Origin of the sequence: Streptomyces sp. AM8-1-1, from assembly GCF_032229325.1 — a bacterium.
GTDB classification, from domain to species: domain Bacteria; phylum Actinomycetota; class Actinomycetes; order Streptomycetales; family Streptomycetaceae; genus Streptomyces; species Streptomyces achmelvichensis.
In genome coordinates this window covers 1,374,691-1,398,895 of the sequence record NZ_CP135086.1, presented here as the reverse complement: position 1 = coordinate 1,398,895, position 24,205 = coordinate 1,374,691, and the positions used below count along the sequence as shown (strand labels likewise).

Annotated in this window: 17 protein-coding genes; 9 read left to right on the top strand and 8 right to left on the bottom strand. The window is 69.7% G+C overall.

Annotated features, from left to right (window positions below; all coding sequences use genetic code 11):
- Window positions 1-128: 128 nt before the first annotated feature.
- The 4 genes from RPQ07_RS06305 to RPQ07_RS06290 form a co-directional block, all read right to left on the bottom strand.
- Window positions 129-3,026 (bottom strand): NHLP bacteriocin export ABC transporter permease/ATPase subunit, encoded by a 2,898-nt coding sequence (locus tag RPQ07_RS06305; RefSeq protein WP_413777705.1) that lies wholly within the window; start codon window positions 3,024-3,026, stop codon window positions 129-131.
- Window positions 3,001-5,313 (bottom strand): NHLP family bacteriocin export ABC transporter peptidase/permease/ATPase subunit, encoded by a 2,313-nt coding sequence (locus tag RPQ07_RS06300; protein WP_313943037.1) that lies wholly within the window; start codon window positions 5,311-5,313, stop codon window positions 3,001-3,003. The genes RPQ07_RS06305 and RPQ07_RS06300 overlap by 26 nt, the downstream gene beginning before the upstream one ends.
- Window positions 5,310-6,116, bottom strand: a complete 807-nt coding sequence (locus RPQ07_RS06295; protein ID WP_313943036.1) for an HlyD family efflux transporter periplasmic adaptor subunit — start codon at window positions 6,114-6,116, stop codon at window positions 5,310-5,312. Before RPQ07_RS06295 ends, RPQ07_RS06300 begins: the two co-directional genes overlap by 4 nt.
- 271 nt (window positions 6,117-6,387) lie before the next feature.
- The gene (locus RPQ07_RS06290) at window positions 6,388-6,621 is read right to left on the bottom strand and encodes a type A2 lantipeptide (protein ID WP_313943035.1); all 234 of its coding nucleotides are present in this window, start codon (window positions 6,619-6,621) and stop codon (window positions 6,388-6,390) included.
- A 677-nt stretch (window positions 6,622-7,298) separates the two neighbouring features.
- On the opposite strand from RPQ07_RS06290, the gene RPQ07_RS06285 reads away from it, so the two are divergent.
- The 7 genes from RPQ07_RS06285 to RPQ07_RS06255 all read left to right on the top strand — a co-directional run bounded on the left by RPQ07_RS06285 (window position 7,299) and on the right by RPQ07_RS06255 (window position 17,301).
- The gene (locus RPQ07_RS06285) at window positions 7,299-9,221 is read left to right on the top strand and encodes a cellulase family glycosylhydrolase (RefSeq protein ID WP_313943034.1); all 1,923 of its coding nucleotides are present in this window, start codon (window positions 7,299-7,301) and stop codon (window positions 9,219-9,221) included.
- 154 nt (window positions 9,222-9,375) lie between these two features.
- Window positions 9,376-14,070, top strand: a complete 4,695-nt coding sequence (locus RPQ07_RS06280) for a DUF6531 domain-containing protein (RefSeq protein ID WP_313943033.1) — start codon at window positions 9,376-9,378, stop codon at window positions 14,068-14,070.
- Between the two features lie 36 nt (window positions 14,071-14,106).
- On the top strand, window positions 14,107-14,583 hold the full coding sequence (locus RPQ07_RS06275) for a hypothetical protein (RefSeq protein WP_313943032.1): 477 nt from the start codon (window positions 14,107-14,109) through the stop codon (window positions 14,581-14,583).
- Window positions 14,584-14,716: 133 nt separating this feature from the next.
- Window positions 14,717-15,052 carry a hypothetical protein gene (locus tag RPQ07_RS06270; protein WP_313943031.1) on the top strand — a complete coding sequence of 112 codons (336 nt, stop codon included), beginning with the start codon at window positions 14,717-14,719 and terminating at the stop codon, window positions 15,050-15,052.
- A 95-nt stretch (window positions 15,053-15,147) separates the two neighbouring features.
- Entirely contained in the window at window positions 15,148-15,591 is a 444-nt protein-coding gene (locus RPQ07_RS06265; protein ID WP_313943030.1) for a hypothetical protein, read from the top strand.
- Window positions 15,592-15,682: 91 nt separating this feature from the next.
- Complete coding sequence (locus RPQ07_RS06260) at window positions 15,683-16,168, top strand: hypothetical protein (protein WP_313943029.1); 486 nt, start codon at window positions 15,683-15,685, stop codon at window positions 16,166-16,168.
- Window positions 16,169-16,614: 446 nt separating this feature from the next.
- Window positions 16,615-17,301, top strand: coding sequence for a histone-like nucleoid-structuring protein Lsr2 (locus tag RPQ07_RS06255; RefSeq protein ID WP_313943028.1), 687 nt, complete (start codon window positions 16,615-16,617; stop codon window positions 17,299-17,301).
- A gap of 10 nt (window positions 17,302-17,311) precedes the next feature.
- On the opposite strand, the gene RPQ07_RS06250 is transcribed toward RPQ07_RS06255, so the two are convergent.
- On the bottom strand, window positions 17,312-18,130 hold the full coding sequence (locus tag RPQ07_RS06250; RefSeq protein WP_313943027.1) for an N-formylglutamate amidohydrolase: 819 nt from the start codon (window positions 18,128-18,130) through the stop codon (window positions 17,312-17,314).
- A 156-nt stretch (window positions 18,131-18,286) separates the two neighbouring features.
- On the opposite strand from RPQ07_RS06250, the gene RPQ07_RS06245 reads away from it, so the two are divergent.
- Together RPQ07_RS06245 and RPQ07_RS06240 are read left to right on the top strand one after the other, a co-directional pair.
- A complete protein-coding gene (locus RPQ07_RS06245) occupies window positions 18,287-19,612 on the top strand; it encodes a hypothetical protein (RefSeq protein ID WP_313943026.1) in 1,326 nt (441 codons plus the stop codon).
- Window positions 19,613-19,702: 90 nt separating this feature from the next.
- Entirely contained in the window at window positions 19,703-20,704 is a 1,002-nt protein-coding gene (locus RPQ07_RS06240; protein WP_313943025.1) for a hypothetical protein, read from the top strand.
- A 123-nt stretch (window positions 20,705-20,827) separates the two neighbouring features.
- On the opposite strand, the gene RPQ07_RS06235 is transcribed toward RPQ07_RS06240, so the two are convergent.
- The 3 genes from RPQ07_RS06235 to RPQ07_RS06225 form a co-directional block, all read right to left on the bottom strand.
- Window positions 20,828-22,072 (bottom strand): cation:proton antiporter, encoded by a 1,245-nt coding sequence (locus tag RPQ07_RS06235; RefSeq protein WP_313943024.1) that lies wholly within the window; start codon window positions 22,070-22,072, stop codon window positions 20,828-20,830.
- 2 nt (window positions 22,073-22,074) lie between these two features.
- Complete coding sequence (locus RPQ07_RS06230; RefSeq protein WP_313943023.1) at window positions 22,075-22,545, bottom strand: cation:proton antiporter regulatory subunit; 471 nt, start codon at window positions 22,543-22,545, stop codon at window positions 22,075-22,077.
- A gap of 165 nt (window positions 22,546-22,710) precedes the next feature.
- The gene (locus RPQ07_RS06225; RefSeq protein ID WP_313943022.1) at window positions 22,711-23,976 is read right to left on the bottom strand and encodes an SGNH/GDSL hydrolase family protein; all 1,266 of its coding nucleotides are present in this window, start codon (window positions 23,974-23,976) and stop codon (window positions 22,711-22,713) included.
- Between the last annotated feature and the right edge of the window lie 229 nt (window positions 23,977-24,205).

The following is a 24,205-nucleotide window of genomic DNA, read 5'->3' as shown; positions in this document are numbered from 1 at the left end:
CGAGCCCATCGTCGCCCGGGGGCCGGGCGTCGGCAGCCCGCGTGAGGGCCGTTCAGGGGGCGTACGTCGGCGCCGGGCGGGCGAACCGTCGACAGCCGGCCCCTACCGCCCCCCGCTCCGGCCGCGCCTCACGCCATCTGGCGGCGCACCAGCTCCTGGAGGTGACCACCGCGCGCGAGCAGGTCCGCGGGTGCCCCTTCCTCGACCACCTTGCCGTCCGCCATCACGATCACCCGGTCGGCGTCCATCACCGTCGACAGCCGGTGCGCGATGACGATCCGGCTGGCGCTGAGCGTGCGGGTGCTGTCGATGACGATGCGCTGGGTCTCGTTGTCCAGCGCGCTGGTCGCCTCGTCGAAGAACAGGACGCGCGGCCGGCGGATCAGCGCCTGAGCGATCATCAGCCGCTGCCGCTGGCCACCGGAGACCGCGCCGCCTCCCGCGATCATGGTGTGCAGCCCCATCGGCATCCGCTTGATGTCCTCGGCGAGGCCGGCCATCTCGGCGGCCTGCCACACCTCTTCCTCAGCGAATTCCTCGGCACCGCAGATGCAGTCCAGGATCGAGCCGGTGAGCGGCTGCGCGTTCTGCAGGACGACACCGCACTGCCGTCGTACGGCCGCCTGGTCCAGCGCGGCCAGATCCTGGCCGTCGTAGAGCACGCTGCCGGAGACCGGACGGTCGAAGCCGATGAGCAGCCGCAACAGGGTCGACTTGCCGCAGCCGCTCGGCCCCACGATCGCCACGAACTCGCCGGCACCCACCTGGAGGGAGACGTCGTCGAGAACCAGCGGGCCGTCGTCGCCGTAGCGGAACGACAGCCGGCGTGCCTCCAGGGCACCGGTCAGCGCGCCGGGCTGGGCGCTGGAGCCGCGCACCTCCGGGGCCTCGTCGAGCACCGGCCTGATCTGCTCGATCATCGGCAGTGCGGCGGCGACCGAGACGAGCGCGCCGGTGAGCTGGGTGACCGAGGAGAGCAGCATGGTGACGGCGGTGTTGAACGTCAGGAACTCACCCGCCGACATGCTGCCGCGGGCGGGGCCCGCCAGCAGCATGAACATCGTGAGGGCGCACAGCGGCAGATAGACGGCGTCGAGCACGGTCGTCAGATTCCTGATGCGTCCCGCGCGCTGCTGCAACTCGCGCGAGCGCGCGAACTCCCGGGCCCACGCCGCGTACGCGAAGCTCTCCGCCGCGGCGACCCGCAGCTTCGGCAGCCCTCGCAGGGTCTGGAACGCCTGGTTGTTCAGCTTGTTGCCGAGTTCCACCAGCTCCCGCTGCCACTTCAACTGCCACAGGCCCATCCCGAGGAAGACCGCGCCGATCACGGCCAGCATGCCGATGGCGGCCAGCGCCAGGGGCACGCTGTAGCAGAGCAGCAGCACGATGTTCATGGTTCCGATCGTGCTCGCCTGCACCGCGACCGGACCGATGCCGGACAGCACCCGGCGCACCGCACTGACACCCATCGCCGCACTGGCCAGCTCCCCGGTGGAGCGCTCGGCGAAGAACGTCGTCGGCAGCCGCAGCAGCCGGTCCCACACGGCCGGTTGCAGCGAGCTCTCGATCCGCCCCTCCATCCGCAGAACCGTGAGGTTCTGCAGCAGCATGAAGGCCGCGGCCACGATGCCGGCGATCATCACGGCCACCGACACCTGCACGATCAGGCTGCGCTCGGCCGTGGGCACGTACACGCCGAGGACCTGTCCGGTGGCGATGGGCACCAGCGCCCCGAGACCGACCGTCACCAGCGCGCCGACGGCGAGATTGCGCAGATCCATCCGCGTGCCGCGCAGGCTGAACCGCAGCAACCGCCAGAACGTCGGAGGCTCTTCCGGCAGCGGCCGGTAGAACATCACGCCGCTCGGTTCGAACTCCTCGGCGCTGTCCCCGCCGATGCGCCGCCGCAGTCCCGATGCCGGGTTCACGGCCTCGTAGCGTCCGCGCCGCCACAACAGCGCGACCGGCGCACCCGACTTGGCCCAGTGGCCGACCAGCGGACCGATGTCGGTGCGCCACCAGCGTCCGGAGAGCCGGACCGTGCGGGTCCGGATCCGGGAGTGCATCGCCACCCGCTCCACCGGGCCGACCCGGTCGTCGACCGCGGTGCCCTTCGGCGGCTCGGTCAGCGTGATCCCCGCCGCCTCGGCGACCTGACGGCACACCGCGTACGTGGCGTCGTCCGCGGCGGTGTCCCGTCCGCTCGCGCCGCGCCCGGCCCGGTCAGGTCTGCCGATCGAGGCGATCAGCGCCTGGTCGGCCCTGGCCCGTACGGCTTCACCGGCCCTGATGCCGGCGGCCGTACGGTCCTCGTGGGCGCGCTCCAGCTGGTCGATCCAGCGGTCCACCGCCGACAGGAGCCGGTAGTGCTGGTTCACCATGCGCTGCCAGAGTGCGGCGTCGACGAGCAGATCGCCGGCCGCGTCGGCGCTGTAGGCGCCGCCGTACTGGACGCTGCCGGACGGCACCGGCATCCACAGGATGTCGTCGTCGGCGACGGCCTCCTCGACCGGCCGGCCGTTGAGCGCAGCCTCGAAGAGGACCCCGAGAGCCCGTCCGGTCCCGAGGGAGAACGCGTACTCCAGGGCGGTCGGCATCCCCTCCTGACCGTACTGCACGGTGTCGTACTGGCCCGTGTCGAACTGCCCGGTGTCGTACCCGGCGTACTCGGGGCGGTACAGCTCCCTCAGTTGGATCCGGCGCAGCAGACAGTCCTGCGACGGGCGGCCGACCAGGGTGTGCTGCGGTCCCTCGACCGGGCCGAGGAGTACGGTCCCCGCCTCCAGGCGGCCGAGGAAGTGCCACTGCCCCTGCTGCGCCGCGTCGACGGCGAACACGTCGAGCGCACCGCCGACGACGAGCCACAGCACCTGCGGCCCCTCCAGCGGCACACTGCGCAGTCCTGCGCAGTCGACGGGGTGGCCGAGGCCGCCGAGAGCGTGGGTGACGGGGTCGCCGCTGCCGGCGCCGGCGACGGCTGACGGGTGGACGGACGACACGTCAGTGCTCCCTGACCAGGTCGGCATAGGCACCGCCGGCTGCCACCAGATGCTCGTGACGGCCGCGTTCGACCACCGTGCCGTGGTCGAGGACGACGATCTCGTCGCTGTCCCGCACGGTGCTCAGCCGATGGGCGATGACGACGCACGCACAGCCGCGGCGCCGCAGGTTGTCGATGATGAGCTGCTCCGTCTGCGCGTCGAGGGCGCTCGTCACCTCGTCGAGGACGAGGACGCTGGGCCGGCGCACCAGCGCGCGGGCGATCTCCAGCCGCTGGCGCTGCCCGCCGGAGAAGTTACGGCCGTCCTGCTCGACGCGGCTGTGGATGCCGTCGGGGCGGCGGGCGATCACATCGTCGTAGAGGGCTGCGTCCCGCAGGGCCGCGACGACGGCGTCGTCCGGGATCGAGGGGTCCCACAGGGCCACGTTGTCGCGGACGGTGCCCTCGAAGAGGAAGACGTCCTGGTCGACGAAGGAGACCGAGGCCGCCAGCGCGCTGCGGGGAATGTCCTCGAGACGCCGGCCGTCGATCCGGATCGTGCCCTCCCACGGGCTGTAGAGCCCGGCGATGAGGCGCGAGACGGTGGACTTGCCGCTGCCGGACCCGCCGACGAGCGCGACCTGCTGCCCGGGCCCGACGGTCAGCGAGAAATCGGTGAGCAGGGGCTTGTCCAGCGGGCTGTAGCCGAAGGTGATGCCGTCCAGCGTCACATGGCCCGTGAGCCTGCGGGTGCTGGGGTCCGGCTCGTCGCGCGAGTAGAGCTCGTCGACCGGGAAGTTCTCGACGTCCTTCAGGCGGGCCACATCCGCGGCGAAGTCCTGGATACGGCCGGCCACACCGTTCAGCCGGGTGATCGGCGCGGTGAAGCGGGTCACGAGCGCCTGGAACGCGACGAGGAGACCGACCGAGATCGCTCCCTCCACCGCCCGCATACCGCCGATCCACAGGATCAGCGCGCTGTTGAAGGTCGCGAGGGTCGGTGCGACGATCGCGAGGACCGCGCTCGGCACACCGAGGCGCTGCTGCTCCTCCAGCGTGGTCGCGTGCTGCCCGGCCCAGCGGCGGAAGAAGCCGTTCTCGCCGCCGGTCGCCTTCATGGTCTCGATGAGCTGAAGGCCCGTGTACGAGGTGTTCGTCAGCTTCGCGCTGTCGGCCCGCAGCTTCTGTGTATGAGTGGCCCGCAGCCGGATCACGATCCGCATCGCCACCACGTTCAGCAGCGCGATCAGCACACCGATGACGGTGAGTTGGGGGTCGTAGGTCCACAGCAGGAAGGCGTAGAGGATCACGACGACGCCGTCCACGCCCGCAGCTGCGAGATCGCGCGCCAGCGTCTCGGCCACCGCGTCGTTGGACTGGAGCCGCTGCACCAGATCGGCCGGGCTGCGCTGGGCGAAGAACGTGACCGGCAACCGCAGCAGATGCCGGAAGAACCGCGCGCTGCCGAGGGTCGAGGAAATGACACGGCCGCGCAGCAGATTCGCCTGCTGGAGCCAGGTGAGGACGGCGGTGAGCACCACCAGCGCGGCCATCGAGGCGAACAGCGGCCCCAGTAGCGAGGTCTGCTCGCCGATCAGGAACATGTCGATGTAGGTGCGGCTCAGCGCGGGCAGCGCGGCGCCCACGGCGACCAGCAGCAGACTCGCGAACAGAGCGGCCAGCAGCGTGCCCTTGGTGCCGCGCAGCCGGGCGGGCATCGCGCCCGCGACGCCAGGCTTGCGGCCGCCGCGGCGGAAGGCGGCGGTCGGCTCGAAGACCAGGACGACACCGGTGAAGCTGGTGTCGAAGTCCTCCATCGTCACGAAGCGGCGGCCCTTGTCGGGGTCGTTGATGTGCACCCCGCGCCGGCCGAAGCGGCGCCCCATGCCGTCGTAGACGACGTAGTGGTTGAACTCCCAGAACAGGATGGCCGGCGCCTGGACCTCGGCGAGCGCCGCGGGCTCCATCTGCATGCCCTTGGCCTGAAGGCCGTAACTCCGGGCGGCCTTGAGGACGTTGCTGGCGCGCGATCCGTCGCGGGAGACACCGCAGGCGATCCGCAGCTCCTCCAGCGGCACATGCCGTCCGTAGTGGGCGAGCACCATGGCGAGCGACGCGGCGCCGCACTCCAGGGCCTCCATCTGGAGGATGGTGGGGGTGCGGACGGTGCTGCGCCTGCGCGGCTTCGGGGGACGGCTGCGCTGCGCGCGCCGTCGGCCGCCGCCGGTCTCCTGCCGCTGGCGGCGGCGGCCCGGAGGAGGCAACTGCTGCTGCGGTGCCTGCCGTTGTGACCCCCGCCGCTGTGACGCTGCGGTGTTGCCTGTCGCGGTCATGGAAGCAGCCAATCGATCGGGTGCTGCTCGCTGAGACGGATGGCAGCGCTCGTGAGGGTCATCGACTCGATCTCGAAGGGCGGGCCGTCCGAGGAGGACCAGGTGTAGCCGGATCTGGTCGTCTTCGAGGCGTCGAGGCGCACCAGGACCGCCACCGGCTGGCCGCTCTGCGAGAACTGCTCACCGAGCTGGCTGCTGCCGAGGAAGCCGCTGATCCGCTGACGGGTCTGCGCGGTCCTGCCCACGGCCTTCACCGTGCCGCGGAGCACGCCGTACTGCTGGGTCGGCACGGACTGCACGGTGAGATCCACCGAGGCGCCGACGGGCACGGTCGATCCCCGCTCCGCCGGTACGTAGACCATCGCCATCAGGGGGTCGTTCGCCCCCTTCGCACGCTCCACGGCGGCCACGTCGGCTCCGGTCGTGACCACGGAGCCGATGGTGGCGGCGAGCGTCGTCAGCCGTCCGGCGGCGATGCTGCGGACGACGACGGCTCCCTGCTGGGTACGCACCTTCACCAGGGGGGAGTTGGCGGCCACCCGCTCACCCTCCTCGGCGAGGACCTCGGTGATCTGACCGGAGACGGGGCTCTGGAGGATGTAGCTGCCCTGGCCGTAGGTGAGGACGCCGGGGGCCTTCACGGTGGAGGTGATGGATCCGGTCACGGCCCAGAACGCTGCGGCGATCATGACGAGAACGGTCACGGACAGCACGAGCAGACCCTGCGGCCGGGCGAACCGTACCGGCAGGTCGAGTTCCTCGGGCGAACGCAGTTTGGAGAGGGCCTGTTGGCGGAATTGCACGACGCTTTCCCTCTACTGCGGGGATCCCCGGCGCTGCGGGAATCGGTGACGGGCGCGGAACACCCGTGGACGTACGGGTCCGTGGGGTACACGGGTACAGCGGGAAGGACACGGGGGCGGACCGGGACGGGCCCCACACGGACGACGGCCGTGCTGTCCGGAACCTGGTGGGCTCGGACAGCACGGCCATGGCGCGTCGGCTCAAGAGGGGAACAGCCGACGGGCCGTCATCGACCGGTGGGTGTGCCGCTCGGGGCGGCACACGGTCCAGTCAGAGACCGGCGACGAGGCCCGTCACGCCGGCGGTGTTCAGGCCGGTGAGGCCCTCGACCGTGCCGGTCACGGAGCCGACGGTGCCGGCGGCGGCGGCGAGGGTGCCGGAGACGGGAACGACCGAGTCGACGGTGCCCGTGACGGCGCCGACGGCCTGGTTCACGAGGCCACCGGCCACGTTGTCGAGGTCGGCGTCCGAGATTTCCTGGGTCTCGACCTGGAAGTTGTTCATGATGGGGGTTCCCTTCGCATGGATATATCGAAATTGCCGCGACCGAGCCATCGTCAGGTGAGTCCTGTCGCAGCGGCGGTGGTCGTACGAGTCAGGCGAGCCCGTATTCGGAAACCCCTTCGTACGACTCCCGCGGTGCGAAGGATCAAAGCACGGGGCTGCGTTGCTCAGCCAATCGGACAAGCGCCGATCCGCTGTCTCCAAGGCCGCTGGATTACCTGACGTGTACGCGCGTCCATGAGTTGGCGGCAGCTTCTTCACGTGTCTCCACGCATTGATCGCCGCACGTCAGCGCGACCAGGCCGACGGAACGGGACATTCCGCCTCGACGTGTACGGTGCGCGGACCCGCAGGGGAACGGCTGTCGGAAACGTTGTGACGCCGAGGTATTCAGTGTGCAGATTCGCTGAAGAGTGCCGTGTGTTTCGGCGGCATGTCGCCGGATGTCACGCGATGCAGTCGAGAGGCTATTCCGTGCTACCGCCGACCCTGGGTGCGCGGCACATAAAGGCATAACGGAGTTCCGTCGGGCGAGATACGGAATGGTCGAATTACTGCCGATTCTTCAGTGCTCCAGGATGCTCAACGCCCCCTTTCGGGACGAGGTGGTGCAAGGTGCGACAGCGGCATCCGCCGGAACCATTGACAAGCTGATGGTCCGTCAGGATGTTGTGGGCATGGCGAAGATGCGCGGGCGTCTGATCGGTCTCCTCATCGTCCTGACGGCCTCGTTGACGGTGGGAGAGCCGTCCGTTGCCGCTCCGGTGCCCGAACCCCAGCCGGGTACACCGCCGTTCGGTGAACGGGCCGCGGCCGTGCGCGCCGCCCCCGGCGGGCTCTGGTTCGACGAGCAGGCCGCTTCCTCGTTCACCGTCGGGAACGGGCGCTTCACCGACGGACTCGGCCGCGAGGTCGTCCTGCGCGGCTACAACGTCTCGGGCGAGACCAAGCTCGCCGAGAACAAGGGGCTGCCCTTTGCCTCCGTCGCCGACGCGGAGAAGTCGGCGGCCGCGCTGCGCAACCTCGGCGGCGGCAACACGGCGCGCTTCCTGCTCTCCTGGGCGTACGCCGAGCCCGTGCGCGGGCAGGTCGATGTCACCTACCTCGCCGCCGTCACCGCGCAGATACGGGCCTTCCTCGCGGCAGGCGTCCGCGTCTACCCCGACTTCCACCAGGACCTCTTCTCCCGCCACCTCTTCCACGAGGGCAGTTGGTACACCGGCGACGGCGCCCCGCGGTGGGTCGTCGAGGCAGGCGGCTACCCCCGGGAGTCCTGCGGGATCTGCCTCTTCTGGGGGCAGAACATCACCCAGAACGAGGCCGTGAAGCGCGCCACGTACGACTTCTGGCACAACCGGGGCGGAGTTCAGGACGCCTTCCTCGCCACCGCGCGGACCACGATGGCGTACCTCGCCGAGCACCTGACCCCGGCGGAGTTCGCCGGCATCGCCGGCTTCGACCCCTACAACGAACCGCACGCCGGGACCTACGACGCCGGCCAGAGCAGCCGGGCCTGGGAACGGGACGTCCTCTGGCCGTTCTACGAGAAGTTCCGTGCCCGCATGGACGAGGCGGGCTGGCGCCACAAGCCCGCGTTCGTGGAGCCGAACCTCTTCTGGAACGCCAACCTCGCCTTCCAGAAGCAGGAGGGCGGCCTGCTGGACGCCGGGACGCTCGGCCCGCGCTACGTCTTCAACACCCACTTCTACGACCAGAAGGCCATCTCCGGCATCTTCATGTGGGGCAAGGCGGCCGACGGCCAGTACAGCGGCGACTTCGGCACGGTCCGCGACCGCGCGGCGGCCGCGGGTACGGCGGGCATCGTCAGCGAGTTCGGCCACCCGCTCACGGGCTCGGTCTCCGACAAGGCCCCGACGATCGGCAAGGCGATGTACCAGGCCCTGGACTCCCGCCTGCCCGGCGCCACATGGTGGTCACGCCCCCAGGACTCGGGCCCGGTTCTCTCGGGCACCCAATGGCAGTGGGACATCTACCACGGCCGCCACCACGAACTCATGAACGGCAACCCGGACAAGGTCCTGACCGCGGCGGACGCGTGGAACGACGAAGACCTCTCGGCGGTCCGCCTGGACGACTCCGGCACCCCGGTCCTGCGCCAGGACGCCCGGCTCCTGGACCGGCTGTACCCGAGCGCCGTGGCCGGCCGCACGGTGGCCTTCACCTACGAGGACCGGGCGCGCGACGGCTCGACGACGCTGACATGGAACCCGGTCCCGGCCTCGCTGCCGAAGGTCCGCGAACTGGTGGGGGCGGGCCAGTACGGTCTCCTGCTCTGGCGCTCGACGGGCGTCACCGCGCCGACAGAACTGCACCTGCCGGCCTCGTTCCCGAGTGCGACGACGACGGTGGTCTCGGACGTGGGTTCGGTACACGGCTTGCCGGCGTATGCGGCGGGGGTACCGGTGGCAGTGGCGCCGGAGGTGGGCGGAACGGGAAGCAGGCGGCTACTGCTGACACCGGCGGCCGAGGGGCTGCACTACGCACTGGTGACGAACGGGGCGGAGGCGTCGGCGCCGTCGGGGGAGCTGCTGCGGGCGGCGAAGGCGGAACTGGCGGGGTGGGCGGCGGGGCGGGGCTGAATCCTCTCCCCTTTTCCCGGCCGCAGTGACCCCTGACGGTCTCTCACCATGTCCTCACAGGTCGTCTGGAACCTTGTAGAGCCCATCAGTTGTCTCATGCGAGAGTAGATGATCTTAAAGTCGTACTGGTTGTTGTGACGGGGGTAGGTGCGTCGTGGGTTACACGATTCCTGAGGGCGTCGACACGATGCTCGACGTGGTCGGCGTGGGCTGGCCCAACGTCGACGAGGACGCGTACCGCGATATGGCGGACGCGCTGCGGGAGTTCGCGGACGACGCGGACGAGGACGGCCATGCCGCGCACCAGCACGTCCAGCGCCTGCTCTCCAGCGGTCAGAGCGAATCACTGACGGCGCTGGACAAGCACTGGAAGAAGGTGTCGGGCAAGCACAAGGACCTGGCGAAGGCGGCCCGCATCATCGCCGGCGCGCTGGACCGGGTGGCCGACATCATCGTGGCCCGGAAGATCGCCGCGGTCGGCGAACTCGCCGACCTGTGTGCCACGGTGGGCATCACCCTCGCGTTCGCGCCGGTGACCGCCGGTCTGTCGACGCTCATCGCGGGAGCGAAGATCGCGGCCACCCGGATCGCGTTCAAGCGGATCCTGAAGGAGATGGCGGAGGCGGCGGTCTCGGAGATCGTCGCGACGCTGACCCAGCCCGCGGTCGCCGCGATCGAGAACGTGGTGGCGGACCTGGCCATCCAGACCGCGATGAACATCGCCGGGGTGCAGGACGGGTACGACAAGGACCAGACGGTGAAGGCCGGGAAGGAGGGCCTTCAGCTCAACTCCGCCCCTGGCTCGGGCGGTCCGGGACCCGGTGGCGGGCCGGTGATCGACCACGACGCGCACGGCAATGTGGGGATGCACCTGGCCGGCGTGCAGGTGTCGATGAACAACAAGGCCGGGAGCAAGCTGGGCAGGGCCAAGGGCCACCACGGCCGCGCCAAGGGCAAGGACTCCCTGACCGCGGTCCTGGACACGACCATCGAAGGCGTCACGGAGAAGCTCGGCAAGGCGCTGAAGGACCTGGGCGAACACGTCGGCACGACTTTGCCGAAGGCGATCGGCAAGAGCTCGAAGACCCACAAGGAAACCGACCAGGACATCCACGACAGGGTGCGCGGGATCAAGGGCGGGGACCGCAAGGGCGAGGGTGGGGTGGAGGGGCGGCGGGGTGCTTCGGGGCCTGCGCGACCCCGTCCCAAGTCGATGCGAGAGCTGGTGGAACGGGCCCGCGAGGTCGCGATGGCACTCCTCAGCCGGCGGTGCAAGACCGACCCGGTGGATGTGGCGACCGGAGAGATGGTTCTCGCCCAGACGGATCTCGCCCTGCCGGGCGTCCTGTCCCTGGTACTGAGGCGCACCCACATATCCAGCTATCGCTTCGGCACCTGGTTCGGCCCCAGCTGGGCCTCCACGCTCGACGAACGCCTGGAGATGACCGGCGCGGGCGCTGCCTGGGCACGGGAGGACGGCTCAGTCCTGGTCTATCCGGCGCTTCCGCCCGAGGACGGCGAGGTGGAGGTGTTGCCGCTGGAGGGTGAGCGGATGCCTCTCGTTTTCGAGGAGCGAGGGGTCCTCGGCGATGTCACGTACGCGGTCACGGATCCGCGTTCGGGTATCACCCGGCGGTTCACGGGCAACCCGTACGGCTCGGGTCTGTACTGGCTGGGTGAAGTCGAGGACCGCAACGGCAATGCCGTACTGATCGGCCGCGGCGAGGACGGCCTGCCCGTCACTGTCGTCCACGAGGGCGGGTACCGCGTGCGCGTCACCACCGACCCCGGCCTGGGCCGGGTCACCGCTTTGGACGTGCAGACCCCTGAGGGGCCGGTGCGGGTCGCGTCCTTCGGCTACGACCCGGAGCGGAACCTGGAGGCCGTCTCGGGCGCATCCGGCGTGCCGTTGCGTTTCACCTACGACGACGAGCGCCGCGTCACGTCGTGGACCGACCGCAATGATCACACCTACTCCTATGTGTACGACACCGCGGGGCGGGTGGTGGAGACGATCGGCCCCGACGGGGCCCTCTCCTCGCACTTCTCCTACGACTCCGAGTCCCGCGTCACCCGGTTCACGGACTCCACCGGGGCGGTCACCGTCACCCGCCTGAACAGCCTCGGCCAGACCATCGCCGAGACCGACGCCCTCGGCCACACCGTGCTGTTCACCTGGGACCGCTACGACAATCTGCTCTCCCGCACCGACGAACTCGGGACCACGTCCCGGTTCACCTACGACGAACGCGGCAACCTGACCACGGTGCACTACCCGGACGGACGGGAGGCGTCGGCCACGTACGACGACCTGCACCTGCCGGTATCGATGACGGGTCCGGACGGCACTGTCTGGCAGCAGGCATTCGACGAGTCCGGCAACCGAACCACGATCATTGCCCCCGACGGAAACTCGACCGCGTTCACATACGACGGGGCCGGCGCCCTCGCCACGGTGACCTTCCCCAACGGCACCGTGGAGCGGCGCACCAACGACCCGGCGGGTCTGACGCTATCGGTCACCGATCCGCAGGGCGCAACCTACGCGGTCAGGCGCGATGCCTTCGGGCAGCCCTGTGAGTCGATCGATCCAGCCGGGTCGGTCACCCGCCTGGAGTGGACGCATGAGGGCTGGCTGTCGCGATGCACGGCACCGGACGGCACGAGCGAGTCGTGGACGTGGGACGAGGAGGGCAACTGCCTCTCGTACACCAATCCCATGGGCGGCGTTGTCGGGTTCGAGTACACGTGGTTCGACCTGCTCGCCGCCCGGACGGGCGCCGACGGGGCACGCTACGAGTTCACCTACGACACCGAGCTACGGGTCACCGGCGTCCTCAACCCGCAGGGCAGGACGTGGAGTTACCGCTACGGACCGACGGGTCTCCCCACATCGGAATCCGATTTCGACGGGCGTACCACTACGTACGACCATGATGCCGCAGGACGCCTCATCGCCCGTACGAGCCCTCTCGGCCGGCGCATCGCCATGTCGTACGACGCCGTCGGCAACGTGGTGGCGAAGGACGCCGCCGGAATCGTCACCCGCTACTCCTACGATGTCGCGGACCGACTGACCCGGGCCGAGTCACCGACATCCACGCTCGCCGTGGAGCGCGACGCGACGGGGCGGCTGCTGGCAGAGACCGTCGACGGGCGCGCCATGTTCTTCGGCTACGACGCACACGGCGAACTGGTGTCGCGCACCACCCCCACGGGGGCGGTGACCTCGTACTCGTACGACGCCGGCGGCAACCGGGTGCGCGTCGAAGGGTCCGGGCACGTCCTCGACTACAGGCGCGATGAACTGGGCCGCGAGCTGCAGCGCTCGTTCGGGCCCTCCGGCGCACCGGTAACGCTCGCGTCGGGCTGGGACGCGATCGGTCGCCTGACGTCGCAGACGGTTTCCACAGCGCGGCGCACAGTCTGCTCGCGGGCATTCGCCTATCGCGCCGACGGCTTTCTCACCTCAGCGACCGACCAACTGAGCGGCCTGACGACGCGGTTCGAGCTTGACCCGGTGGGCCGTCCGCTCGGCGTCACTGCCGGCGACTGGTCGGAGAGTTACACCTACGACGCCACCGGAAACCAGACCGGCGCTCAATGGCCCGACAAGGCCCGCCACACGGAGGGCCGCGGCGAACGGACCTACGACGGGACGCGCCTCCTCGGAGCGGGCGGTGTGCGCTACGAGTACGACGTCGCCGGACGGATCGTGCTGCGCCAGAAGCGGCGCCTGTCCCGCAAGCCCGATACCTGGCGCTACGCGTGGGATGCCGAGGACCGCCTGGAGTCCTGCACCACCCCCGACGGCACGGTCTGGCGATACACCTACGACCCGCTCGGGCGCCGTACGGCCAAGCACCGTATGGCACCCGACGGAGCTACGGTCGCAGCCACCGTTCACTTCGCCTGGGACGACACGCGGTTGGCCGAGCAGACGGACACCTCGACCGGGGTGACGCTGACCTGGGACCACGAGGGGTACCGCCCCGTCTCCCAGCTGGAACGCCGTACAGTCGCGGACTCCTCGCAGGACGAGGTCGACAGCCGCTACTTCGCCATCGTCACCGACCTCGTCGGCACGCCCACCGAACTCGTCGACGAGCAGGGCCGGATCGCCTGGCACAAGCGATCCACGGTCTGGGGCCTCACAGCCTGGGCCCGCGAAGCGGACGCTTACACTCCGCTGCGCTTCCCCGGTCAGTACGACGACCCGGAAACCGGTCTCCACTACAACCTCCAGCGGCACTACGACCCGGAGACGGCGCGCTATGTGTCGGCGGACCCGTTGGGCTTGGCGCCGGCGCCCAATCCGGCGACCTACGTGACCAATCCGTACACGTGGATGGACCCTGAGGGGCTGATCTCCAAGGGCTGTACGGTCAACGGTGGTTGGTACGGCGGTCTGATGCCCGCGAATCTGAAGGACAAGACGACGGGCAAGCCCCTGTACGGCGTCAGGATGGAAGTCAATCACATTCCACCCAAGGCGGCCTGGAAAGACGTCACCAACCCTGGCTTCTATCGAGCGGGGAAACCGCACGACGAGCAGGAGGTTCGCCGGGGACCGGCCATCCGCATGGAGCGGGACGATCACCTGGACCTCTACAGCACCGGATACAGCGTCCAGACGCAGGCATGGCATCTGAGGCAGCGAGAGCTGATCAGCCAGGGGCGTCTGACCGAGGCGATGAGGATGGATATCGTCGACATCAAGAGTAAGTTCCCTGGCAAGTACGATCAGCACATCGAGGAGATGGTCGCGAGTCTCAAACACAATAAGCCGCTCCAGGCCATGCTGGCCAAGCGCGGCTGGTCGATCGACGAAGCGGCCCTGTTGGCCTGAGACGGGTTGCGGCCGAGCATAGAAAGCAGAACAACGATGGACATTGAAATCGTGCCTCATGTCGGCGCCGGACCGTTCCGTCTCGGCATGTCCTTCGATGAGGCCATGCAAGTGGCGCACGAGCGGGGCACTGTGAAGCACGGTGCCGAAGGCGAAAGGCCGCCTGGCAAGTATGTGGTGAAGCAGCCCGACACCACCCTCAACTTTGTGCTCATCTTCGAAGCAGACGAGAAATTGGACGGCATCGAATTGTGGCGCTTTCTGAGTGAGGACGAGGACGTGCACGTCACCCTCGACGGGTTCGATGTCTTCCGCACCCCGAAGAAGGAGCTGCGCCGCCGGATCGAGGGCCGCGGACACGTCATCGATTACAACGACCTCGGCTTCGACGGTATCCCGGACCTCAACGTCATCCTCGCCAACGCGAGCAGCCAGGAGTTCCCCACCGATCCGAGGACCGGTGCCCCGCTGTACTTCGACTACGCGTTGGTGGCCACGAGGATCGCCTTGTGAAGCCGTCGAGCGGATGGACGCCTGACCTGTTGCCGCTCGTAGGTGCGCGATGATTCCGGAGCTGTTGCCGAAGGCGGGGGTGTCCGAGGTTGCCGGCTTGCACCGAGTCGGCAACAGGGAATGAGCAGCACGTATGGATGTCGATATTCTGCCGCACATCGGTGCTGGCCCGTTCCGGCACGGCATGCCCTTCGGCGAAGCCATGGAGAGCGCTCATAGGCTGGGCCGGATCAGTCATCGGCCAGGGGCCGAGCGGCCGCCGGGGATGTATGCGGTGAACCTCGATGACTCCGCGTTCCCATTCGTCCTGTCCTTCCCTCAGGACGGGACGCTGACTGCTGTTGAGCTCTGGCGCTTCCGCGTGGAGGACGCCGATATCAACGCCACCTTCGATGGACTGGACGTTTTCCGTACTCCCGGCGAGCAGCTGGTTTCGCAGATGGAGGAAAGCGGTCACTCCGTCGCCTGACGGATTCCCAGCGACGGCGAGCGGATCGGAACTGCGGCGTGGACATGGACCTGGTACTCGACCCTCCTCGTGGAGTGGCGCCCGTGCTCCTGGGGATGACACTGGATGAAGCGGTGTCCGCGGTGAGTGTCTGGGGCGAGGCCAAGGTGCTGCGCCGTAGCACCCGCAGGTCCGTGAAGGTCTTGGCAGTGTGCGAAGGCGTCAGCTATCAGGCGCTGCTGGAGGACGGGGAGCGCGTCACCGCGATCGAACTGTGGTGGCCGGGTGAAGGCAAGGAGACCAACACGCGCGTCCTGCTGGACGGCGACGACGTCTTCAGGACACCGGCCGAGGACATCCTCGAACGCGCGAGGGCGGCGGGCCTGCGTGTCGACGATTCCCAGCCGGATTCTCCGGTCGTCCCCGGCGTCTCGCTGGGATTCACACGGCAGACGTCGCAGGAAGTTCCCCGTGACTCCCACGGCCTTCCGCTGTATTTCACGTCCGTCCTTGTCGGGAACGAGGACTATTACAACTACCGCTACGAGAGCGGCTCTTGACGGCACTCAGGGTGAACGTCAGTCGCCCACAACCTTCTCGGTGGGGGGCAAGCAGTGTGGCCCCGGGGGTGGACAACGTGAGGAGGGGACGATGATTCTGGAGCTGCTGCCGGAGGTGGGAGTTGCCACGCTCAGGCTCGGTATGTCGGCCGACGAGGCGGTTGGGGCCGCGCGCGAACTGGGCTTTGCCCCTTCCGACCCGGAATACGGCGGCGCGCCTGGGCAGGTGCTCTGCGAGCATGAGGAGTCCCAGACGGAGTTCAATCTCGGCTTCACCAAGGGCGCGCTGACAGACATCCACGTCTACCGGTTCCGAGTCGAGGACGCGGATGTGACGGTCGTCCTCGACGGGCTCGACGTCTTCCGGACTCCCAGTGAAGATCTGTTGGAGCGCCTTGAGGAGCGTGGCCACACGGTCGAGCAGAACGACGACGGCGTGGACACCCTTCCCGCCCTCAAAGTCATTCTGTCGAACGAGAGCAGCTTCGAATACCCGATGGACGAGGAGGGGGACCCGGTCTACTTCGACTACGCCCTCGTCACCTCGGTGGACTTCTTTGGGCCGCGCGGGGACTGACCCCTGCGGCCGTCCGGGGCGGGCACGGTCGCGGCCAACAGTGGAACAGGGACCGACGGTGCCTTGTACCGCGCCGGGCTGTGCTGCCGGGTGACGACCTATCGCGGGCGATCCGGCTGAAGCCAGCGCTGCTGGGGGACGGGCAGCAGGTCACGGCGACAGACCTGTGGTGGTCGGGCGAGGGCAAGGAGACCGGCACGCGCGTGCCGCTGGACTGCGAGGACGTCTTCCGAACGTCCGCGGGGGACATCCTCGAATGTTCACGGGCGCGAGCGCGGCCGGAATCCCCGGTCATTCCCGGAGCCTCGCTGGGCTTCACCGGCGGACGTCACACTGGAACGTACCGTGGCGCGCGGTCGGGGCTGCGCGCTGCCTGGGCCTCGGTGGGCTTCGGGGGTCCGCGCGGAGGCTGACGAACTGCAACAGCGGCACTGGCGGGGGTTTCTGTGACCAGCTTCGACGACCTCGTCCGGCTCTGTCCGCCCCCGGCCGACCCGCCCCGGGTGGACTGGGACGCCGTCGAAGGCACCCTGGCCATTCGGCTGCCGGAGGACTACAAGCAGCTGGCCGCCGCCTTCGGTCCCGGCGCATTCTGCAACTTCATGCGCGTTCACCACCCGCACGGGGCGACCGACTGGGTCTGTCTCACCGGCTCGATGCCTGCCACTGTTCGTGCCCAGCTGGAGCAGGACCGCAATCGAGGCACCGACACCGGGCCCCATGACCCGGCGAACCTCTTCGCCATCGGGGTGACCGACAACGGCGAGTACTTGTTCTGGGTCAGCGAACCGGCCACGGAGCCTGATACCTGGTGCATTGCTGTCAACGAAGCCCGTGGCCCCGGCTGGTACACCTTCGACGGCACACTCACCGACTTCCTCGCGTCGGTGCTCAGCGGCACGACACGCGTGCCGTTGTTTCCGGATGATCTCCTCGCCCAGGGGCCGTCTTTCGCCCCCTCCGCAACAGCATCCGGCGACCCCGAGCCCTCAGCTCCCCGTGCTCCCCGAGCCCTTGACGGCAAGACGGTCCGAGCCTGGGCCCGCGCCAACGGCTACCAGGTACCGGACCGCGGACGCATCCCCGCCGAGGTCCTCACCGCGTGGGAGCGGGCCAACAGCAGCGCGCCGTGATGGCCGGTTCTTACCCACGCGGGGGAGTCAGCGCGTTCACCAGCTCCGCCAGCGCCACCGCCAGCGGAGTCAGCCCCGGCCCCGTCGGCCCTCCCGGTTCCTTCATGTAGACGTCCCGCCGGATCTCGACCATCAGCGCGCTGACCCGGGCGTCCTTGGCGTAGTACTCCAGCGGTACGTACGTCCCGGCGAAGGGGCTGTTGATCCCGGTTCCGCCGAAGTCCCCGAACGCCTCCTGCGCGAGGGCGAGAAGTTCGGGCGGAGTGTGGAAGGCGTCCGTGCCCAGGCAGATGGGCGGCCGCGGGCCGTCGCCGTGGAGTTCGTACGGCAGGGGCTCGCTCGGGTACGAGTGGACATCGATGATCACGGCTCGCCCGGCCGTCTCCAGCCGGTCCGCAACGGCCGCGGTCATGGCCGCCGCGTACGGGTGGAAGTAGCGGTCGATCAGCGGCCGGCCGTCGAAGCCGTCGGGGCGGAGCGGCTCCCGGTGCGTGGTCCGCGTGTAGACCGCGCCCATGCCGACCGAGAGCATTTCCTCCCGCTCATCGGGGAAGCGTTCCGGGTCGATCACCAGCCTGGACAGCCGGTTGACGAACTGCCAGGGCGGGAGGGGGCAGAGTCCGGCGGCCGCGGTGGCCAGTTCGGCCGTGTGGGAGTCGGTGATGTGGCCGAGTTCGGCCGCGAGGGAGTCGTCGTCCAGCAGGATCCCGTCACGCACGGACGCCGGAAGCGCCCGCGAGGAGTGCGGGACGTGAAGGATCACCGGCGACGCCTCGGCACCGGCCAGCAGATGGAAGGGCTCGCGCGCGTTCTCGGGGAGTGTGGTCATCGCCTTCTCGTGGGCCGGGGCCGGTGGCCGGTGTCGGACTCCACGACCGTAGCCGAGCGCAGCCCCGACGAAGGGTGGGCGGGCAGGTCGTGGCGACCGGAGCACCTGATAACTTCTGCGAATTGTGACCAGCGGCAAAGAGCACGAGGGGGGCGCGTGAGCGACGCGGGGGAGGACCGGGCAGGCACACGGCTGCCCGAGGGAGTGCCGCCGATGAGACCACGGTGGCTGCCGCGGATACCGGGCAGGCCTGATCAAGGGCCTTGGCGGCGCCGGTCCAACCAACTGCTGTACGTTCTCGCGCTGGCCGGGATGGGAGCGAGCCTCTGGGCGTTCTGGCTCACGCTGGAGGACATGGGCGAGAAGGCCGACAGCAAAGACCGGATCGCCGAAGCGTGCGCGGGACTTGTGGACGCCGATGCCGTGTTGTCGCTGCGAGGCGGGGTGGTCAGGACGCAAGCCGACAGCGGTGCGGACTCCGGGCTCCGTATCGACTCCCTGCCGAGCGCGTGCCGGATCTACGGGGTATCGGAGTCCGGACGATCGGACGGCCTCTTCTCACTCGTGGTCCGCGCGACGGCCGACGGTCGTCCCCTGCATGTCGTGGGCGACGAGAGCAGGCTGGAACCGTTCCAGAACCCGTTGGGCCGTGAGAGCGACGACGAGGATGTGACCCGCACGGCGGACCACGCGGAGCCCCACCCCCTGGGGGACGGCGCTCCGGGTGACTACCGCGACGACTCCGTGACGGTACGGGCGGTGTGCGCGTCGGGGAAGCCCGCAACTCTGTCGGTCACCGCCCGGGCCGACTACGAGGACGTGTCGGACCAGGACCGCCGGACGCTCGCCGAGGTCGCCCACGGGTCGGCGGTGAAGGCCGCCGCTCGGCTGAAGTGCGACGCGAAGGTGTCTGCTCTTCCGGCGGAGTTGCCCACGCCGGGACGGGAACTCGGCGATCCGACGTCCGCGAAGGCGTCCTGCGGTTGGTACCGGGGTTACCTGGGCCGTACGGACCGGGGGCGGCTGCCCGACCGCGTGCTGGAGGCACCGCTCGGTGCCAAGAGCTCCACGGAGTCGTGCCTGTTGGCGGTCAGCCCGACCGCCGTGGGCGAGATCGCCGACGATCTGAAGGGATCGGACAGGGAGTTCGCCGAACCGGCGCTCACCCACTCTCCGTGGTGGATGAGGGCATCGTCGTTCCTCGGCACCGAGGCCGAGTCGGTGGGGCACTCGCTCTTCACCGACACCACCTTCCTGAAGCCGGGCACGGCCGGGGGTGACGAGGGTGCCGGCGTCTGGTGGGCCTCCTCCGTCTGCGACGGGCGGCCTGCCCTGCACGCGCTCACCGTGAGCTACACGTACGACGGCGTCGTGAGCGGGCAGATGGCCGCGCTACTGCGTGCGTACGTGGATGACGTGACCGAGCGCAGGGGGTGCACGGACGTCGTGTTCCCGCCGGCTTCGGTATTCGCGCCGAAGTAATGGGTGGCCTGGCGTGCCGGTTCCGGACGAGGACGGGGACGACGGCACGCTACGTATCAGCGGCACCTGCACCCGAGGTGGACACAGGACATGGACTGCACACGCTTCGCGGCTGAACTCATGGCCCAGGAAGAGTTTCCCGGATTCGCGCTTCACCCTCGCGACGCCTGGCTGGTGCGCGACGGAGCGTGCTGGCTGGTGGCCGAGCGGACGGGGGAGACCATCGTGGGGCGGGTCGACGAGGACTCCTCTCGTGTCCTCACTCGGCAGCGACGTTGGCCTTCGCCCCGGCCCGGAGCAGGGCATGGATTCGCTTCCCCGCTCCCCGACGGCGGTCTCGCAGTCAGTGGCAGGCACGCCATCACCGTGTACGACGCGGACGGGTGGGTGCGCTGGACGTACAGCCACGACGCCTGGCCCGGCGAAGGGAACATCGGCTCCGGTGCGTGCGTCGCCGATGCATCGGGTCGCCTGCTGCTCGCCACGGTGTCGGGTCCGGCGCAGCCCGGCTCGTACCCGGGTGACCTGTGTATCGCCCTCGACCTGGCCGATGGCCGGCGGGTGACGCAGACCGTGCTGCCCTCTGCCTCCTCGGGCTACACCTTCCAGCAGTCGCTGACCGATCCCTCGCAGGTGTTCCTCGACGCGGCGGGAGGCGACACGTTCCACTCCCTCGTCATCACGGTCGAGGACGACGCGCTCCGTGCGCAGCCGGTGGGTCTGGAGGACGAGCCGTTCGCCGGACTGAGCAGGGACGGTGCGTTTCTCAAGCTGGACGTGGGCGGGGAGTGGCTGAGCCGCTACGCCTCAGGGCAGGCCGATGTCAGCGTCGACGCGGAGGACGTGCTGCCCGAAGGCCTGCGTTTCGTCGGGTACCGTCCGGGCTTCCTGGACACGGACCGGGTGTTGGCCGCTGTCGGCAAGGAGCAGGACTCGCAGGACAATCGGCACCTTGTCCTCGACGGTCGCACCCTGCAGCCCGTGGCCGAGGTGGACTACCCGGGCACCAATTGCTTCGACCCCCTGGCGCTGGGCGACGGCACGTGGCTGACCGTGGAGGGTGACACCGTCCGGCGCTGGCGCACAGCCTGACCCGGGGTACGCGTACGGCACCGGGAGCCCGAGAGGTGCCTGCTGCCGAGTTGCCGCTGGGCTCGCACCGTCACCGGCCCTGGCCCGTCCGGGCACTCCTGACCGCGCAGCCACCGGCAGCCCTCAGCCACCCACCGGCCCGCTCGAACTCGCCGACGGCGTGATCTCCTCGTGCCCCGGTACTCCGCCCGGCCCCGTCGGCAGCCCCGGCTTCGGAGGCGTCCGCCGCAGCCGGGAGAGCAGCGGTTCCGTCCAGCGCGCCGCCAGGGGGCCGAGGATCACCATGATCAGGACGTACGCCGTCGCGATCGGGCCGATACGGGGTTCGGTCGCTACCGCGAGGCCCGCGATCACGATCGAGAACTCGCCGCGGGCCACCAGCGCGCCGCCCGCCCGGAGCCGGCCGCGGGGCGCGATGCCCGCGCGGCGGGCCGCGTACCAGCCCGTCAGGATCTTGGTGGCCGCCGTGACCACCGCGAGCAGCAGCGCGGGCAGCAGGACCGGCGGGATCTCGGACGGGACCGTGGAGAGGCCGAAGAAGACGAAGAACACGGCCGCGAACAGGTCGCGCAGCGGGGTGAGGAGTTTGCGCGCGCCCTCGGCGACCTCGCCGGAGAGGGCTATGCCCACCAGGAACGCGCCGACCGCCGCCGAGACCTGCAGTTCCTGGGCAACTCCCGCCACCAGCAGGGTCAGGCCGAGGACGACCAGCAGCAGCATCTCGGGGTTGTCGGACGAGACCGCGCGGCTGATCAGCCTGCCGTGGCGGAGCGCGAGATAGAGGACGACGCCGACCGTGCCCAGCGCGATCAGCAGGGTGATGCTGCCGCCCGCGAGTCCCGCGCCCGCCAGCAGGGCGGTCAGCAGCGGCAGGTAGACGGCCATCGACAGGTCCTCGATCACCAGGACGCCCAGGATCACCGGTGTCTCGCGGTTGCCGAGACGGCCGAGGTCGGTCAGCACCTTCGCGATGACGCCGGAGGACGAGATCCAGGTGACACCGGCGAGGGCCACGGCCGCCACGGGTCCCCAGCCGAGGATCAGGGCGGCGGCCGCGCCCGGTACGGCGTTGAGGACGAAGTCGACCGCGCCCGACGGGTACTGCGTCTTGAGGCTGCCGACGAGTTCGGACGCGCTGTACTCCAGTCCGAGCAGGAGGAGCAGCAGGATGACGCCGATCTCCGCGCCGACGGCGATGAAGTCCTCACTGGCGCTGAGCGGCAGGAGCCCGCCCTGCCCGAAGGCGAGTCCCGCCAGGAGGTACAGGGGGATGGGGGAGAGGCCGATGCGGCCGGCGAAGCGGCCTATCAGCCCCAGGCCGAGGATGATCGCGCCGAGTTCGATCAGCAGGGTCGTCGTCTCGTGCACGGTCAGCCTCCGGCGATGATCTCGACAAGGGCGTCGACGCCCTCGCGCGTGCCGACCGCGACGAGCGTGTCGCCCGCCGCGAAACGGAAGTCGGGTCCGGGGGAGGGATGCGCACCGGTACGGCGGAGCACCGCGACGATCGACGCGCCGGTGCGGGTGCGGGCCTGGGTGTCGCCGAGGAGCCGTCCTGCGTACGGCGACCGGATGCCGACCGGGATGTGCTCGGTGACCAGGTCGATGCCGTCGGTCCGTACGGCGTCGATGGGCGCCGGGTCGATCAGATGGGCGAGGGCGGTGGCCTCGTCCGACGAGAGCGGGACGGACAGCAGACACGCGTCGGGGTCGTCGGGGGCGAAGAAGCCGAGGAAGCGCCGTCCGTCGTGGTGGACGACGACGGATATGTGCCGGCCCGCCTCGGTCGTGAAGTCGTACTGCGTACCGACTCCCGGCAATGAGGTACGACGGGTGCCCATGCTCGCCTCCCATGGCGTTGGCCGGCCCCCACCGAGGACGGGGTGGGCCGTGATGTCCGAGAGTTCGAACAGTCTACGTAAGCCGATCAATCCCGGCCCGTGTGGCATCTCCCGGGCCGGGGCGGCTGACCTGCGGCTCTGGGTACCTCCCGGTCGACCCGGCCGCTATCGGCGGGAGCAGCGCAGCTGCTCCGGGTCGACGGCGTCGGCCATCACCGGCATCCCCGCGTCGCCGGGGTGCAGATGGTCTCCGCTGTCGTACGCGGGCAGGATCCGGGACGGGCGGGCGGGGTCACGGACGGCCGCGTCGAAGTCGACGACCTCGTCGAACGCCCCGCTCTCCCGTACGAAGGCGTTGACCTCCTGCCGCAGCGCCTCGCCGCTGGGGCTCCACTCACGCCGGCCCTCGTACGGCATGACGGTCGCGCCGACCACGCAGATTCCGGCGGCGTGCGCGCGGTCGATGATCTGCCGGTAGCCCGCGATGAGGGCGGCGGCGGTGGGCGCGGGGGTCGCCTTGAGGTCGTTGACGCCTTCGAGCAGGAACACGGTGTGCAGCCCGCGCTGCGACAGGACGTCACGGTCGAGGCGCTTGAGGGCGCTCTGGCCCGAGCCGTCGCTGAGGACCTTGTTGCCGGAGATCCCTTCGTTGGCCACACCCTTGATCCGCGTGCGGGGATCGGCGGCGAGCCTGCGGGCCAGGAAGTCGGGCCAGCGGCGGTTGGTGTCGGCCGTCGACGAGGCGCCGTCGGTGATCGAGTCGCCGAGCGTGGCCACGGCGCCGGTGCCGCGCCGGGCGTTCACGACGGCGGCGTCGAGATAGAACCAGGAGGTGGCGCGGTCGGTGTACGCGGTGGCCGCCTCGTCCGGCGCGTGGTCGCCCGAAGGGGCGATCCAGGAGGTCTGGAGCGCCATCTTGTGGCCGGTGGCGGGACCGCTCGCCTGCCGCACGTACAGACTGACCGCGAGGTCGGCCTGCGGGCGGAGCGTGCCGCGCAGCGGGTCGCTGTAGACGGACGCGCCGGGCGCCAGGGTGACGGTGGGGGAGCCGCCGAAGCTGAGCTGCCGATTGCTGCCGGGCACCAACGCCGCACCCGTGGCCCGCAGACCGGCGTACGCCCGGCCGAAGGTCACGGGCCGGGTGCCGAAGGTGTTGGAGAGCCGGATGCGCAGTCCCTCGCCGCCCACGCTGGTACGGACGATGAGGCGGTAGGTGCGCTCCTGGAGGGCGGTGGGGCTGACGAGGTCCGTACTGGCGGCCCAGGTGACGACGGGCGTGGGGCGCGAGATCGCGGGCATGGCATCCGCGCCCGGGACTGCCGGGGCCGCCCCGATCAGGGCGCCGGTCGCCAGCACGGCTGTGGTGAGGTGCAGGGCCCGGGTGAGCGGCCGTAACCGGGATCTGGGGGTGGTGGGCGGGGTGGTGTTCATGTGCCGGGGTTCCTCCCTTGCGGCGCGGGACCCGTCGGGCCCCGGGGCGACGGCATGGGCATGAGACGGAAGGCATGAACATGCCAGTGATGGTGCGGGGGTCATTCACTCCCGGTCGGGTGCGCGGTGTCCAGACCGCCTGGGGCCGCACCCGACCTGCGGTGAACTCCCTTACTGAGTAACGGGGTTACTTGCCGGAGGGCACGCCTCCTGGGATGATCACCGATCG

Bases quoted from the DNA above. Each gene is read 5' to 3' on its own strand.
- RPQ07_RS06260 (WP_313943029.1), top strand. From the start codon at position 15,683: ATGATTCTGGAGCTGCTGCCGGAGGTGGGAGTTGCCACGCTCAGGCTC.
- RPQ07_RS06265 (WP_313943030.1), top strand. From the start codon at position 15,148: ATGACACTGGATGAAGCGGTGTCCGCGGTGAGTGTCTGGGGCGAGGCC.
- RPQ07_RS06270 (WP_313943031.1), top strand. From the start codon at position 14,717: ATGGATGTCGATATTCTGCCGCACATCGGTGCTGGCCCGTTCCGGCAC.
- RPQ07_RS06290 (WP_313943035.1), bottom strand. From the start codon at position 6,621: ATGAACAACTTCCAGGTCGAGACCCAGGAAATCTCGGACGCCGACCTC.
- RPQ07_RS06275 (WP_313943032.1), top strand. From the start codon at position 14,107: ATGGACATTGAAATCGTGCCTCATGTCGGCGCCGGACCGTTCCGTCTC.
- RPQ07_RS06230 (WP_313943023.1), bottom strand. From the start codon at position 22,545: ATGGGCACCCGTCGTACCTCATTGCCGGGAGTCGGTACGCAGTACGAC.
- RPQ07_RS06285 (WP_313943034.1), top strand. From the start codon at position 7,299: ATGGCGAAGATGCGCGGGCGTCTGATCGGTCTCCTCATCGTCCTGACG.
- RPQ07_RS06240 (WP_313943025.1), top strand. From the start codon at position 19,703: ATGGACTGCACACGCTTCGCGGCTGAACTCATGGCCCAGGAAGAGTTT.
- RPQ07_RS06305 (WP_413777705.1), bottom strand. From the start codon at position 3,026: ATGCCGACCTGGTCAGGGAGCACTGACGTGTCGTCCGTCCACCCGTCA.
- RPQ07_RS06250 (WP_313943027.1), bottom strand. From the start codon at position 18,130: ATGACCACACTCCCCGAGAACGCGCGCGAGCCCTTCCATCTGCTGGCC.
- RPQ07_RS06225 (WP_313943022.1), bottom strand. From the start codon at position 23,976: ATGAACACCACCCCGCCCACCACCCCCAGATCCCGGTTACGGCCGCTC.
- RPQ07_RS06300 (WP_313943037.1), bottom strand. From the start codon at position 5,313: ATGACCGCGACAGGCAACACCGCAGCGTCACAGCGGCGGGGGTCACAA.